The sequence below is a fragment of the Bacteroidota bacterium genome, assembly GCA_034723125.1.
Lineage (GTDB): Bacteria > Bacteroidota > Bacteroidia > CAILMK01 > JAAYUY01 > JAYEOP01.
On record JAYEOP010000222.1, the window covers coordinates 1 to 13,467 of the forward strand.

Sequence of the window (13,467 nt, forward strand, 5' to 3'; positions counted from 1 at the left end):
AATTATATTTTTCTTTTTTTAGGCAAAAATTCTTTGCATAGCCATAGCTACGGAAATAATTTTTAACGACAAAAAAGGGAAATAGAAATGATTTATATCGGGTGTTTTGATGTTAATTTGGTATAAATTATGCTTTATTAAAAACTGAAAAAATCGGTGATTAATTTTAATTCTAACTTTCATATTGCTGTAAATCCACTCATATAATTTGTTTATTTTTGCACAAAAAATTATGGCAGAATACAATTAAAAATTATGACAATTGATACAATAAAAAAAGAAATAATTGATGAATTTGCAATGTTTGATGATTGGATGGATAGGTACGATTATCTTATTGAGCAAGGAAAAGAACTATCAGCTCTTGATGAAAAATATAAAACAGATGACAATCTTATCAAAGGTTGTCAATCAAGTGTGTGGCTTAGGGCTTTTTTAGTTGATGACAAAAATATTGTTTTTGAAGCAGATAGTGATGCAATTATTACTAAAGGCATGATAGCACTTTTGATTAGAGTTTTTTCAAATCAAAGTCCTGCTGAAATTGAAAAATCAGATATACTATTTCTTGATAAAATAGGTTTAAAAGAACAGCTTTCGCCAACACGCTCAAATGGATTGATGTCGATGGTAAAGAAAATGAAATTCTATGCTATTGCTTTTAATTCCAAACTTAAAAATAAATAATTTATGAATAAAAAAGAGCTTGAAAAAAAAGTTATAGAAGCATTAAAAACAGTTTTTGATCCTGAAATTCCTGTTAATGTTTACGAATTAGGACTTATCTATAAGCACGAGGTGGACGAAAATAACAACGTAAAAATTGTAATGACACTCACAGCTCCTGCCTGCCCTGTTGCCGAAGATATTATAAATGAGGTAAGAATGAAAACCGAAGGAATTGCAGAAACTAATAAAGTTGATGTTGAACTTACATTTGAACCTCAATGGGATATGTCGATGATGTCGGAAGAAGCTAAATTGGAATTGGGCTTGTCCTGATAAATCGGATTAACACAAAAATGTCAGTTTGCGTTTATCCTAAGCAAACAAAAATCTCAACAACTTGGTTCTATTACACTTAGCATATCTTCGACAGACGAAGTCTCTGTGGCTTTAATATTTTTTCACTCACACAAATCAACATAGAACCAACAACTTTATGTTTTTAGCCTTCAAAACAGCTATTATTCTTCGGGAGGGGGTGTTTCTTTAACTTTCATTCTCACAAAGTTTATCCCAAATTGGAAATTTATTGTGTGTGCATCAAGAGGATAAAAATAACTTAATACATCATCAGAAAGAAAATAAAGATTAAACATTCCTATTTTCAATGATAATCCTGCACCTAATTTGTTGTAATTTCTATTTGTAAATGAATAACTTAAGCCAACATTAAGAATGTCTCCAAACTTTTTATTGTAAAGGAGTGATAGCTGTGTGTAATCTTTATACTTGTTAAATTTCTGATAAAATGCCAGACCAAATTTATTGTTTTTATTAAGGTTATAAGAAGCAGTAAGATATAATTTCGGATTAATGCCTGTTGAATAATATTCCTCTGTTTCGTTGGGTTCAAATATTGAAGTTATAGAATCAGCAAATATATTTATTGAACTGTCTGTTGGTGGAAAAGCCATGGTGCTATCTATTTTAAAACCTTCAAAAGTAAAGGAAGCATTTTCACTTGAATAATTTTTTACATCGCTTTTCCATCTTATAGTTCCTAAATCTAAAGCATTGAGAGAAAAATTTATTTTTTCTGTCATATTAAATTTAACACCAAGGTCAACACCAAAGCCGGGATTATGAAAATTAAAGATATAATTACTCGGATAAAAATTATCAAAACCATTAGTATCAAGAGGTTGAGATATATTTACTCGATAATCTGCCCTGCCTGTTAGCCAATATGTGGTAGTATCGGTTTTTAATGTTATTGTATTTTTTTCAAAAGAAACATTTGATAATCCTTGAATATATTTAAGCCTTGCTCCAAAAACGAATTTTTCAAAGAAAATACGTGTAGCACTTAAACCTACTTCGTTGTATTGCACAAAGTCAATACCTGAGCCTGAAAAAACGGCATTTTTCCCAATAAACTCACTATTACCTCTCCATCCGAGAATTAAAAAATCTTTAGGATACCTTGCTTCAACAATCGTTTTGTTTTTTATTGTAAAAGAATAAAATATGTCTTTACTTTTCCATGATGATGAAATTATTTCAATATCTGTTTCTAATGAAATTGTACTAATATTATTTAAATTATTCAAAAAAATATCAGGATTCACATAAAAGGTGGAATCTCCCATTTGATGGCTTCCAATGTCATTTATTGAAAAATCGTTTTTAAAATCAATATTAAAATGAGAAATAAATGGAATACTAGCTGCATAGTTATAATCAGGAATGTAGGTTAAATCAGTGATTCCTCTTTGTGGTAAATTCTCCATAAAGTGACGAGTAACATGTTGTGAATATCCAAAATTCAAACAAAATACTCCAAGGATTGTAAAAATAATTTTATAAAACATCAACTTTCATTTTAGTTTTTAAACTTAATTTTATATCAAAAATGTAATCACTATAAATTTTTATATTAGTATTTCCTGAATTTGTTGTGGAAAGATTAGCCCTTACTCTTATTTTCCTTACCAAGCTTAGATTATCTAAACGGGCTTTATCAAATTCAATAACCGTAAGATTAACAGATGGCTCTTCAACTCTATAGTTTGCACCCACTACTCCTGAACGAAATACATAATCGTTAGTGTGAATCAAAGAGTCAAAAACATTATCAGTTGAATCGATAAAATAAAGTTGAACATCAGCTTCAACCGGAAATCCATTTATAACTAATAAATTAAAAAGCAAACTTTCAATTTGGTCAATATTTTCAATTTCAAAATCAGTGTCAAGAAATACTTCCCAATCATTAGTGTATCCATAAAGTGGTAACTCCAATTCGGTTTTTACATCAAAATGACTTGAATCGGTAGCAAAATTATTATATGTAACTCCTCCCTGATTTGACTGTAAAGTAAAATCTGAGGACATTTTTCCCGGGGCATATCTAATTAAATCTTGAATATTTGAATTTGTTTTATTCATATAAATCCCTGTTTTTGCAATCTTTCCCGGGTTTGAAATAGAAGGATAATTTATGTAAACAGGATTATCAACAGCAGATCCTGTAAGAGTAGCAACTCCCTGTGTTTCTGAATATGATTTTATAACAGGGTTTTTTAAAGTAATTGGTATCCCAACAGTATTATAAACATAAATATTATAATGCGGATTCTCAAAATGTATTTCACCAACTTCAGTACTTTCAAATAAATTAATATGTGTTGTGTCTGAATGATAATTAAATTTATGTTGTCCTAAATATCCTTGAATATAACTAAAATCTACATCTTTAAATTTTATTTCTACTTTTACTCTATCGTTTTTATGTACAAAATTAGAAGTACCGAACATTAAAATATTATAGTGAACTTTAAAAGCATTGAAAGTGGTATTTTGTTTGGTAAGATCAAGAGAAAAACTGTCAAGGTCAATTTGCTTATTTACTGTTACTTTTCCTTGTCCATTATAAGTAAATAGTATTAATTCAAAAAAAGGGTCTCCATTTACTCTTTTTAAAGAAGGTATTTCAACACGTATTTCACCTGACCGTGCAAAAGTAGATTCAATATCTATTTCTAAAATTCCATCTTTAAAAATAATTTTTTTTATTTCTTCATTATTATTAAAAGAATAATCGTGTGTCATTGTTGAATCAAACTCAATATCCTTAAGAAGTAAAATACTATCCAGTCCGCTTGTGTGATAATTAAAAGGACCTGTTGAAAAATTTTGATTAGGGATATTAATATAATCTTTTGCATAAGCAGAATATGAACTGCCCTTATATATCAGTGAAACCATATTATCATTACCTACATGATACAAACTATCATAATTTACACCTTTTACAAAATCAAAGATTGAAAGTTCAGCATGTATCAAGGGTACTGCAATTTCGGGTTTCCAATCTCCCATTTTAATATTTCTAATATTCTCAAAATCTTTGATATCGTCAATGCAAGATTGAAAAAATAAAAGCATCGGGAAAATAATTGCAAATAATAATAGAATCTTAAATTTTAGTCTTTTCACAATTTCCATTTTTATTGTTTTATTTCAAAATTATTGATATTAACATGTCATTATATCCAAAAATAAATACTTAATTTTGAAAACTGAAAGAAATAAGTGTAACTTGTTTAAAATCAAATATAACTCTTTTTTTACAAATCAAATCAATTTTATGAAAAAAATTTTAATAAGCATAAATGTAATACTTTTTTTATCTTTTATTACTGCAACTTTGTATGCACAAACAATTGATATTTCTGTTGCAAGAACAAAAGCTTCGGGTACAACTGTTACAATTGAGGGAATTATTACGAATGGTTCTGAATTTGGTACAATAAGATATATTCAGGATAATACTGCTGCGATTGCTGTTTACGATTATAATTTCTCTTCTGTAAAAAGAGGCGACAAAGTAAAGTTAACAGGTAAAATTACAGAATACAATAACCTTATTGAAATAACTAATGTTTCAAGCCACACAATTATAAGTTCAAATAATAATTTACCAAGCCCTGCCGAATTAAGTTTTTCAACAGGTTTTTCTGAGAATTATGAAGGACAGTTAGTAAAATTTACAAATGTTACTTTTTCTCAAACAGGAACTTTTGCAGGGAATCAAAATTATGATATTTTACAAAACTCAAATTCTGAAAAAGCAAGAATAAACGACAACACAAATATTGTTGGCTCCCAGATTCCAACAAAATCAATTACCCTTATTGGAATTATGAGTCAATACAAAAGCACTTATCAATTACTTCCCCGTGATTTATCAGATCTTGGATTTATGAATTCCATATTGACAGCAACAGAAATTAATACTACTGACATTACAATAAATTTTAAAACACAATATTCGGGAAGTACAATTTTGCAATACGGAATTACTAAAAATCTTGAACTAGGAGAAATTAGTGATAACAGTTCTGTAACTGATCACACCTTAAAAATCACCGGACTTCAACCTGCTACTTTTTATTATGTTAAAGCATTATCCATTAACGCAAGTAGTGATACTGTAATATCCGGAATTGCTTATTTTTCAACTGCTTCATTATCATCCGGAGAAATAAAAGTTTACTTTAACAATAGCGTTGACAACACATATTCCCAAGGTGAAAATGCAGTTTTTTTAAATCGTACATTTGATGATACTTTAGCTGCATACATCAACAGAGCCAAAGAAACTATCGACCTTGCAGTTTATAATCTAAATAATCAAGGATTCTCTGTTAATCTTTCTACAGCATTAAACAATGCTGCTAATAGAGGCGTCCGAGTGCGTGTAATAGGAGGTGGGAGTACTGCAAATCTTGGGTTTAACGATTTTTCAACAGACATTAATAAAATTAAATCACCTCAAGGAATCAACTATAAAATAATGCATAACAAATTTTTTGTTTTTGATGCAAATTCTTCAAATCCCGATGAAGCTATTGTATGTACAGGGTCAACAAACTTAACAGATGGTCAGATTCATTCCGACCCCAATAATATCATCATCATCAATGATCAAGCACTGGCAAAAGCTTACGTTATAGAATTTGAAGAAATGTGGGGTTCATCAACTTCACATCCTTCTTCTATGAAAGCGAAATTCGGTAAGTTTAAAAGCGATAATACTCCACATTTTTTCAATGTTGGTGGAAAATATATAGAATTATATTTCAGTCCTTCTGATAATGTGAACAATAAAATTATTGATGCTATAAATACTGCTGATGCAAGCATTTATTTTGCAACATTTGCCTTTACACGTAAAGTAATTGCTTACCCGATTGTTGACAGATTTAATGACGGAGTTTACGTGGCAGGTATTTTTGATGACATTGGTGGTTATAACAAAGATGCTTATGATGTGCTTCATGATGCAATAGGTTCTGACATAATTGAATATACTGGAAACGGAATTTTTCATCACAAATATGCAATAATTGACCATGCAATAACAGCACAGGATATTGACCCAATAATTATCACAGGTTCTCATAACTGGAGTAGCTCGGCAAATACCTCCAATGATGAAAATACTTTAATAATTCATGACGGATTAACAGCAAGTGTATATTTTCAGGAGTGGGCACAACGATTCAAAGATGAAGGAGGAAGCGTTTTTGTTGGTATGAAAGAAAATGAAAAATTAGTTAATGAAAAAACTAATCTTTCTTCATTTATTATTAATAATCAGCTCAATGTAAATATTAATTCAGAATCCAAAAATAATTCAATGATTCTTTTATATAATATTAATGGTAAACTTATTTTTAGTAAAAATGTTAATGTTGATAAAGGAAACAATAATTTTAGTTTCAATTTAAATAAATTGACAAGAAGCTTTTACATAATTAAATTCATTAATTCTGAAGTGAATATTTCTCAGAAATTAATTAAATAACTAATTCGGCATTAAAAACTACACTAAAATATTTTTTTAATTTTTCTTTTACTTCTTCCAAATTTATTTCTTTTTCAAGTTCTTTTTTTAAAGAAGTAACTTCCCTGCTTTTTATTCCGCAAGGAACAATTGTGTCAAAAAAACCTAAATCGGTATTAATATTAAATGCAAATCCGTGCATGCTAACCCACCTACTTGCTTTTACTCCAATAGCACAAATTTTTCTTGCAGTTAGTTTGTTGTCAGCATCCAACCAAACGCCAGTCATTCCATTTGCTCTGTTAGCTTCAAGCTTATAATCGTTTAAAGTTCTGATAATAACTTCCTCCAGCAAGTAAATATATTTCTTCAAAGTAATTTTAAAATTATTAAGGTCAAAAATAGGATAAGCTACAATTTGTCCGGGACCATGGTAGGTGATATCACCACCGCGATTTGTTTTATAAAATTCTATATTTTTGTTTTTAAGTTGTTGTTCTGTAAATAATAAATTTTTTATATCTCCACTTTTACCTAATGTTATTACATGATTGTGAACACAAAATAACAAATGATTTTTTGTTACAAGCTGTTCTATTTCTTGGATCTTTCTGTTTTTTATTTTTGTTTCAACAGTATTATTAAAAAGTTCTTCTTGAATTTTAAATGCTTTTTTGTAGGAAATTCTACCTAAGTCTCTATAATAAATTTCTGTCATTATCTATTTCACAAATTAAGGGAGGTTCTATAAATACATTTTTTTTAAGAAACAAAGATAATGAATAAGATGCAAGGCACAAATTTTTCTGAGTATTGGAGAGTTAAGAAATGCTGATAATAACTTTCCACCCGAAATAACATTTGTTGAATTAATGTTAATAAATAATGGATATTAATAATGTTTCAAAAGAAAGTTTGACTATTTTTGTCAAAAATAAATATTCAAAATGCAGGACATAGGTGAACTAATACGAACATTGCGAAGTAAGGATGGTTATCCGCTAAGAAAAGTTGCAGCATTCCTGGACATTGATCAAGCAGTGTTAAGTAAAATAGAGCGTGGAAAAAGAAAATTAAGCAAAGAACAGGTAATAAAACTTGCTGATTTTTATAATTACAGCGAAAAAGAAATGTTGGTTACTTTTTTTAGCGACCAAATAATATATGAGATTGGCGATGAAAAATATGCAAAGGACGCATTAAAAGTCGCTGAGGAGAAAATTGAATATAAAGTATTTAAGGCATTGGATAGAAATAAAATCATAAAACAAATTAAAAATAAATTAAACCAATTTTCAAAAGTCAGTAGTGCATGGATATACGGTTCTTTTTCTCGACAAGATGATATGCCGAAAAGTGATATTGATATTGCGATAAAAACAGATGAAGGTTTTAGTTATTTTGACCTCGCTGAAATACAATATCAATTGGAAAAAGAAGTGAATAGAAAAATTGATATAGGTTTTATTAGCTCTTTTAAACCGCACATTTTAAAAAATGTTAAACCGGATTTAAAACTTATTTATGAAAGATTATAGAAAAGACAGCTACGAAAGATTGATTCATATACAAAAAGCAATTAATGAAATTGAAACATTTACACTTAAAGTCAGTAAAAATGATTTTTTAAATGATAATTTTCTTTCTAGTGCTGTTTTGTTTCAGTTTAGCGTAATTGGAGAAGCTGTAGTTCATATAGAAGCAGTTTTATTAGATAAATATGAATATCCATGGTATAAAGTCAGGGCATTTAGAAATTTAATATCACATCAGTACTTTAATATTAAGTTAGAAGCTGTTTGGGATATTATAAAAAACGATTTATCCAAATTAAAACAAATTGTTGAAACAATTTTAAGAAATGAATTTTAAAGCGACCAAATAATATATGAAATAGGCAACGAAGATTATGCAAAAGAAGCATTGAAAGTTGCAGAGGAAAAAAATGAATATTTAAAAAGAAAACGATAATGGGGAAAGCAAGAAATATAAAACGAGCCAAAATGCTAAGGCAAAGAAAAAAGGATAGAGAAAATGAGAAGGTTTCGGAGTTAAATAATGGTGTTCATGGATTATCCTCAATTAAAAAGAGATTAGATAAAGAATTAAACACAGATGTGAAATTTAATTACAAAAATAACCTAAATGGCAGAAAAATTTCTGATGTTGTGTCTGAAATGATACAGCCTTTAATGGAAGAAGCAAGGACTTTTAAAGAAGAACAAAACATTGTTGGGCTTGGAGTTATGGCATGGAATTTAGGAGTGATAAAGAAAAAAAATGGGGAGAAAGAGATGCAAAAAGCACTTAAAGGCTTTGGTATGAAGCTTCCAAAAGAAATAAAAAGCATATTACTTGAATATAGTGAAGTAAAATGTGAAAATTACAGCGAATACAATGAGTTCATTCTTGATTATGAGTTAACAAGATTAAATTCACATCAAAACAATTTGACTGTATCTTATAAATCGGTAAATGAATAAAATATAGATATTATGCCAACACTAAATTTCAAAGGAAAATCATTTGTGCATAACCACCATTTGGTGCCAAAAAAAGATAAAAGCTTAACAGGCAAAAAATTTATAATTTAAATAAATGATTTTTTTCTAAAACTATAAATATTTTTTTATCTTTGTAACTAAATTTTAATTCATAAAATAAATAATATGGCAGGCATAAATAAAGTAATTTTAATAGGGAATCTTGGAGCAGATCCTGAAGTTCGCAGATTTGCAGAAGATACAGCAGTAGCAAATTTTAATATTGCTACAACAGAAAATTATAAAGATAAAAGTGGCGAATGGCAGGAAAAAACTGAATGGCATCGTATTGTAGTTTGGCGATTTCTTGCAGAAAGAGCTGAAAAATATCTTAAAAAAGGCATGAAAGTGTATATTGAAGGTAAACTTCAAACAAGGTCATGGGATGACAAAGATGGCAACAAAAAATATACTACAGAAGTAGTGGCACAAAACTTTCAAATGCTGGATAAAATTGAAAAAAAATCTGACTCGAGTTATGGCAGTCCACCACCACCATCTCCTGAAAATGCTCCAGAACAAGACGGAGCAGATGATTTGCCATTTTAATAAATTAAAATAGATATCAGAAATTGGAAATTGAACCCTTAGATCCTGACCCCTTTTTGTGTTTTTCTTCCTTTGTTTTATCAATAATAAAGGAACCATTATTATTTGATTTTTTTCTGCTTATTGCTGTACATTTAATTTTGCTTTTGTTCTCAGCATTTATTTCAGGTTCGGAAATAGCTTATTTTTCTCTCTCAGCAAAGGACATCACATTTTTTAAACACTCAAAAAAAGTTTCTGAAAGAAATATTTTTACTCTTTTGGATAAACCAAAAAAACTTTTAGCAACAATTTTAATTGTTAATAATCTGATTAATATTTCTTTAATAATCCTATTTACATTAACAATAAACAAATATTTTGATTTTTCAAATTACAATAAAACACTGACATTTGTTTTTGAAATAGGACTAATTACATTGCTTCTAGTTCTTTTTGGTGAACTAATTCCTAAAATATATGCAAACCAAAATAATAAACGATTTGCAAAATTTATGTCATTTCCACTTTTAGGCTTAACACCTATTTTTCATCCTTTTTCATTTTTATTAGTTAAGGGTACAAATGTTATTGAAAAACGTATTAAGAAAAAAGAATATTCTATTACTGCGGAAGAGTTTAATCAAGCTATTGATATTACCGCAATTAAAGAGAATAATCCCGATAATAAAATGATTCTTAAACGATTGGTAAATTTTAGCAACGTTTATGTTAAACAAATAATGATTTCACGAGTTGATGTTGTGGCTTATGATAGAGAAACGACATTCAACTATATTCTTGAAAAAATAAAAAATGATAAATATTCCCGAGTACCTGTTTACAAAGATAATCCGGATAATATTAAAGGGATATTGTACATCAAAGATTTGCTTCCTTTTTTTGAAAAAGACAATAATTTTCAATGGCAAAAACTTTTGAGAAAACCATTTTTTATCCCCGAAAACAAAAAAATTGATGACTTATTAAAAGAATTTCAAAATAAAAAAGTTCACCTTGCAATTGTTGTTGACGAATATGGGGGATTTTCGGGAATCATTACTCTTGATGATATTTTGGAAGAAATTATTGGAGATATTACTGATGAACTTGGTGATAGTATTGAGGATTTTTACTCAAAAATAGATGATAAAACACTTATTTTTAATGCTAAAACACCAATAACTGACTTTGTGAAAATATTAAACCTACCCGATAATTATTTTGACAAACAAAAAGGTGATTCAGAAACCCTTGCAGGATTAGTAATAGAAATACTTGGGAAAATTCCGAGTGAAGGCGAAAATATTAAAATTGCCAATTTATTATTTGTGATAAATGCTGTTGACAATAAAAAAATTGATAAAATAAAAGTGATTTTAAAGTAATAATTTTTCAATTTTTTCAAAAAGATTATCAATAAAAATTAAAGTCTGAATTTTATAGCTTGCACGTAATTTATTAATTTTATTGTTCTTCTTGCACAAAAGATTATCGGCAATAGCCTCTTCTGCATTTGTCAACCATGAGTCTTTGCTATCAGGCATAGGTCGGTAATATATTTGATGCACAGTACATTCAATAACATTTCCCGTTTTCACAATTTCTAAAGTATAAAACATTTGCACAGGAAATTTCTTCCTACGCTTACCAACTTTAATAACTGTTTTGCAATTTGCTTTTATTGAAATTTCAGATTCATAAACGATAATATTCTCAGAATTTTTAAGCCAATTGATTATTTTATCTTTGTTAAATATGCTAATTCTGATTTCTTTTCTAAATTCAATTTCCAATGATGAAGAATTTATCTTTAATGGAACAGCCAAAAGAGAATCCGTGTTTTGAGCAATTCCGTTAAAAAATGAGACTAAAAACATCAAGGTTATTACTTTTTTCAATTTGTTTTGTTTTTATTAATTCGTAATCAAAATGTATATGTTTAGGGGACTTCTAATAATTTCACTAAATTTGCAACTTCAAATTTAAATATTTTATAATGATACTTCATGAAATTACTTCTTTTTTAGAAAGCATTGCACCTCTTTCGTTACAAGAAGATTATGACAACTCAGGACTGATTGTAGGAGATACAAAAAAAGTTATTAATTCCGTTTTAATTTGCCTTGATGTTACCGAAGATGTTGTTGATGAAGCAATAAAGAACAAACATGACCTTATAATTTCCCATCATCCGATTATTTTTAAAGGATTAAAAAAAATAGAAGGTAAAAATTATGTTGAAAGGATAATAATTAGTGCAATAAAAAATGATATTGCAATTTATGCTATTCATACAAATTTTGACAACATTCTTTCAGGAGTTAACAAAACGATTTCTGAAAAGCTCAATTTAAAAAATATAAAATTACTTAAACCCAAAGCTCAACAACATAAAAAACTCATAGTTTACTGTCCCGATATAAAACTTTCAAATGGGAATTATGTTCCAGGAATAATCAGAAATGCACTTTTTAAAGCAGGTGCAGGCTTTATTGGCAATTATGATAGTTGCTCTTTTAATACAGATGGATTAGGTACTTACAGGGGACTTGAAGGTACAAAACCATTATTGGGTGAGCAAGGAAAAAGAAGTGTTCAAAAAGAAGTAAAAATAGAAACGATTTTCCCTTCTCATTTGCAAGAAAAAATTATTTCAGAAATGCTAAGTGTTCATCCTTATGAAGAAGTCGCTTATGATATTTATCCTCTTGACAACAAGCATGATAATACAGGGTCAGGATTGATTGGTGAACTTAACAATGAAATGGATGAAAATGAATTTTTTTTATATTTGAAAGATGTGATGAAAACAAAAGTTATCCGTCATTCAAAATTATTAAATAAAAAAGTTAAAAGAATTGCAATTAATAGCGGTACAGGATCATTCCTTTTAAAAAATGCCATAAAAGGCAATGCTGATGTTTTTATAAGTTCCGATTTTAAGTATCATGAATTTTTTGATGCGGATGAAAAGCTTGTTATTGCTGACATTGGTCATTATGAAAGCGAGCAATTTACAATTGATCTTTTATATGAGTTATTAACAAAAAAATTCCCTACTTTTGCATTTTTAAAAACTAATGTTTTAACGAATCCAATTTATTATTTATGGTAGATAAATCAACATCAATTGAGGAGCAATTAACATCTTTATTCACATTGCAACTAATAGATTCAAAACTTGATAACTTACAAAATATCAGGGGAGAACTTCCAATGGAAGTAAATGATCTTGAAGATGAAATCGAAGGCTTAAAAACCAGAGTAGAAAACATCGACAATTCTATTGATGATTATAAAAATCAAATTGAAGAACTTAACAATAAGATCAATGATGCCAATACTCTAACACTCAAGTATGAATCGCAACAAACTCATGTAAAAAACAACAGAGAGTATGTAGCAATTTCTAAGGAAATAGAACTCCAGAAGCTTGAGAAAATGGCAGCTGAAAAAAAAATTAAAGAATATAAATCTGACATTACTGTAAAAGAGGAGCAAAAAGGAGAAACTACAAATAAGCTTGATGAAAGTGTAGCACTACTTGCAGATAAAGAAAAGGAACTTGATGAAATTATAGGTGAAACACAAAAAGAAGCTGAAAACATTAAAAATTTACGTAATGGAATAGAACCTAATGTAGAAGAAAGATTACTAAAAGCCTACAATAAAATCAGAGAAACTTACAAAAATCATCTTGCAGTAGTAACTATTGAAAGAGAATCTTGTGGCGGTTGCTTTAGTCAAATACCTCCCCAAAGGCAACTTGATATAAAACTCTATAAAAAAATTATTGTTTGTGAAAACTGTGGTAGAGTTCTTATTGACCACAAACTTGGAGACAGCATTAAAGAAGAATTTAACAAGTAATTTATT

Annotated in this window: 14 protein-coding genes; 10 read left to right on the top strand and 4 right to left on the bottom strand. The window is 28.6% G+C overall.

The window, feature by feature from the left end; all coding sequences use genetic code 11:
* The first annotated feature begins 255 nt into the window (after positions 1–255).
* Positions 256–687, top strand: coding sequence for a SufE family protein (locus U9R42_06255; GenBank protein MEA3495622.1), 432 nt, complete (start codon positions 256–258; stop codon positions 685–687).
* A 3-nt stretch (positions 688–690) separates the two neighbouring features.
* Positions 691–1,002: an iron-sulfur cluster assembly protein gene (locus tag U9R42_06260; GenBank protein ID MEA3495623.1), complete on the top strand. Its 312-nt coding sequence runs from the start codon at positions 691–693 to the stop codon at positions 1,000–1,002.
* A gap of 185 nt (positions 1,003–1,187) precedes the next feature.
* Here the strand turns inward: U9R42_06260 and U9R42_06265 are convergent, their stop codons facing one another.
* Both U9R42_06265 and U9R42_06270 read right to left on the bottom strand, forming a co-directional pair.
* Entirely contained in the window at positions 1,188–2,537 is a 1,350-nt protein-coding gene (locus tag U9R42_06265; GenBank protein MEA3495624.1) for a DUF5723 family protein, read from the bottom strand.
* A complete protein-coding gene (locus tag U9R42_06270; GenBank protein ID MEA3495625.1) occupies positions 2,527–4,164 on the bottom strand; it encodes a hypothetical protein in 1,638 nt (545 codons plus the stop codon). The genes U9R42_06265 and U9R42_06270 overlap by 11 nt, the downstream gene beginning before the upstream one ends.
* A gap of 151 nt (positions 4,165–4,315) precedes the next feature.
* Here U9R42_06270 and U9R42_06275 point away from each other — a divergent pair, with 151 nt between their 5' ends.
* Positions 4,316–6,538, top strand: a complete 2,223-nt coding sequence (locus U9R42_06275; GenBank protein ID MEA3495626.1) for a phospholipase D-like domain-containing protein — start codon at positions 4,316–4,318, stop codon at positions 6,536–6,538.
* Here U9R42_06275 and lipB read toward each other — a convergent pair.
* Positions 6,531–7,235: a lipoyl(octanoyl) transferase LipB gene (gene lipB / locus U9R42_06280; protein MEA3495627.1), complete on the bottom strand. Its 705-nt coding sequence runs from the start codon at positions 7,233–7,235 to the stop codon at positions 6,531–6,533. The two genes, U9R42_06275 and lipB, sit on opposite strands and share 8 nt — an antisense overlap.
* Positions 7,236–7,464: 229 nt before the next feature.
* On the opposite strand from lipB, the gene U9R42_06285 reads away from it, so the two are divergent.
* The 5 genes from U9R42_06285 (at position 7,465) to gldE (ending at position 10,976) form a co-directional block, all read left to right on the top strand.
* Positions 7,465–8,055, top strand: coding sequence for a helix-turn-helix domain-containing protein (locus U9R42_06285; GenBank protein MEA3495628.1), 591 nt, complete (start codon positions 7,465–7,467; stop codon positions 8,053–8,055).
* Positions 8,042–8,389 carry a HepT-like ribonuclease domain-containing protein gene (locus tag U9R42_06290; GenBank protein ID MEA3495629.1) on the top strand — a complete coding sequence of 116 codons (348 nt, stop codon included), beginning with the start codon at positions 8,042–8,044 and terminating at the stop codon, positions 8,387–8,389. The genes U9R42_06285 and U9R42_06290 overlap by 14 nt, the downstream gene beginning before the upstream one ends.
* Positions 8,390–8,520: 131 nt before the next feature.
* Entirely contained in the window at positions 8,521–9,000 is a 480-nt protein-coding gene (locus U9R42_06295) for a hypothetical protein (protein ID MEA3495630.1), read from the top strand.
* A gap of 186 nt (positions 9,001–9,186) precedes the next feature.
* Positions 9,187–9,609 (top strand): single-stranded DNA-binding protein, encoded by a 423-nt coding sequence (locus tag U9R42_06300; protein MEA3495631.1) that lies wholly within the window; start codon positions 9,187–9,189, stop codon positions 9,607–9,609.
* Between the two features lie 23 nt (positions 9,610–9,632).
* Positions 9,633–10,976: a gliding motility-associated protein GldE gene (gene gldE, locus U9R42_06305; GenBank protein MEA3495632.1), complete on the top strand. Its 1,344-nt coding sequence runs from the start codon at positions 9,633–9,635 to the stop codon at positions 10,974–10,976.
* Here the strand turns inward: gldE and U9R42_06310 are convergent.
* Positions 10,968–11,489 carry a hypothetical protein gene (locus U9R42_06310; protein ID MEA3495633.1) on the bottom strand — a complete coding sequence of 174 codons (522 nt, stop codon included), beginning with the start codon at positions 11,487–11,489 and terminating at the stop codon, positions 10,968–10,970. The two genes, gldE and U9R42_06310, sit on opposite strands and share 9 nt — an antisense overlap.
* 98 nt (positions 11,490–11,587) lie before the next feature.
* Here U9R42_06310 and U9R42_06315 point away from each other — a divergent pair, with 98 nt between their 5' ends.
* Positions 11,588–12,706, top strand: coding sequence for a Nif3-like dinuclear metal center hexameric protein (locus tag U9R42_06315; GenBank protein MEA3495634.1), 1,119 nt, complete (start codon positions 11,588–11,590; stop codon positions 12,704–12,706).
* Entirely contained in the window at positions 12,700–13,461 is a 762-nt protein-coding gene (locus U9R42_06320; protein ID MEA3495635.1) for a C4-type zinc ribbon domain-containing protein, read from the top strand. Before U9R42_06315 ends, U9R42_06320 begins: the two co-directional genes overlap by 7 nt.
* Positions 13,462–13,467: the final 6 nt, after the last annotated feature.

Coding starts and splice junctions, on each gene's coding strand:
- U9R42_06300 (MEA3495631.1), top strand. CDS start 9,187: ATGGCAGGCATAAATAAAGTAATTTTAATAGGGAATCTTGGAGCAGAT.
- U9R42_06295 (MEA3495630.1), top strand. CDS start 8,521: ATGCTAAGGCAAAGAAAAAAGGATAGAGAAAATGAGAAGGTTTCGGAG.
- lipB (MEA3495627.1), bottom strand. CDS start 7,235: ATGACAGAAATTTATTATAGAGACTTAGGTAGAATTTCCTACAAAAAA.
- U9R42_06320 (MEA3495635.1), top strand. CDS start 12,700: ATGGTAGATAAATCAACATCAATTGAGGAGCAATTAACATCTTTATTC.
- U9R42_06315 (MEA3495634.1), top strand. CDS start 11,588: ATGATACTTCATGAAATTACTTCTTTTTTAGAAAGCATTGCACCTCTT.
- U9R42_06285 (MEA3495628.1), top strand. CDS start 7,465: ATGCAGGACATAGGTGAACTAATACGAACATTGCGAAGTAAGGATGGT.
- U9R42_06255 (MEA3495622.1), top strand. CDS start 256: ATGACAATTGATACAATAAAAAAAGAAATAATTGATGAATTTGCAATG.
- U9R42_06290 (MEA3495629.1), top strand. CDS start 8,042: ATGAAAGATTATAGAAAAGACAGCTACGAAAGATTGATTCATATACAA.
- U9R42_06260 (MEA3495623.1), top strand. CDS start 691: ATGAATAAAAAAGAGCTTGAAAAAAAAGTTATAGAAGCATTAAAAACA.
- U9R42_06275 (MEA3495626.1), top strand. CDS start 4,316: ATGAAAAAAATTTTAATAAGCATAAATGTAATACTTTTTTTATCTTTT.
- U9R42_06265 (MEA3495624.1), bottom strand. CDS start 2,537: ATGTTTTATAAAATTATTTTTACAATCCTTGGAGTATTTTGTTTGAAT.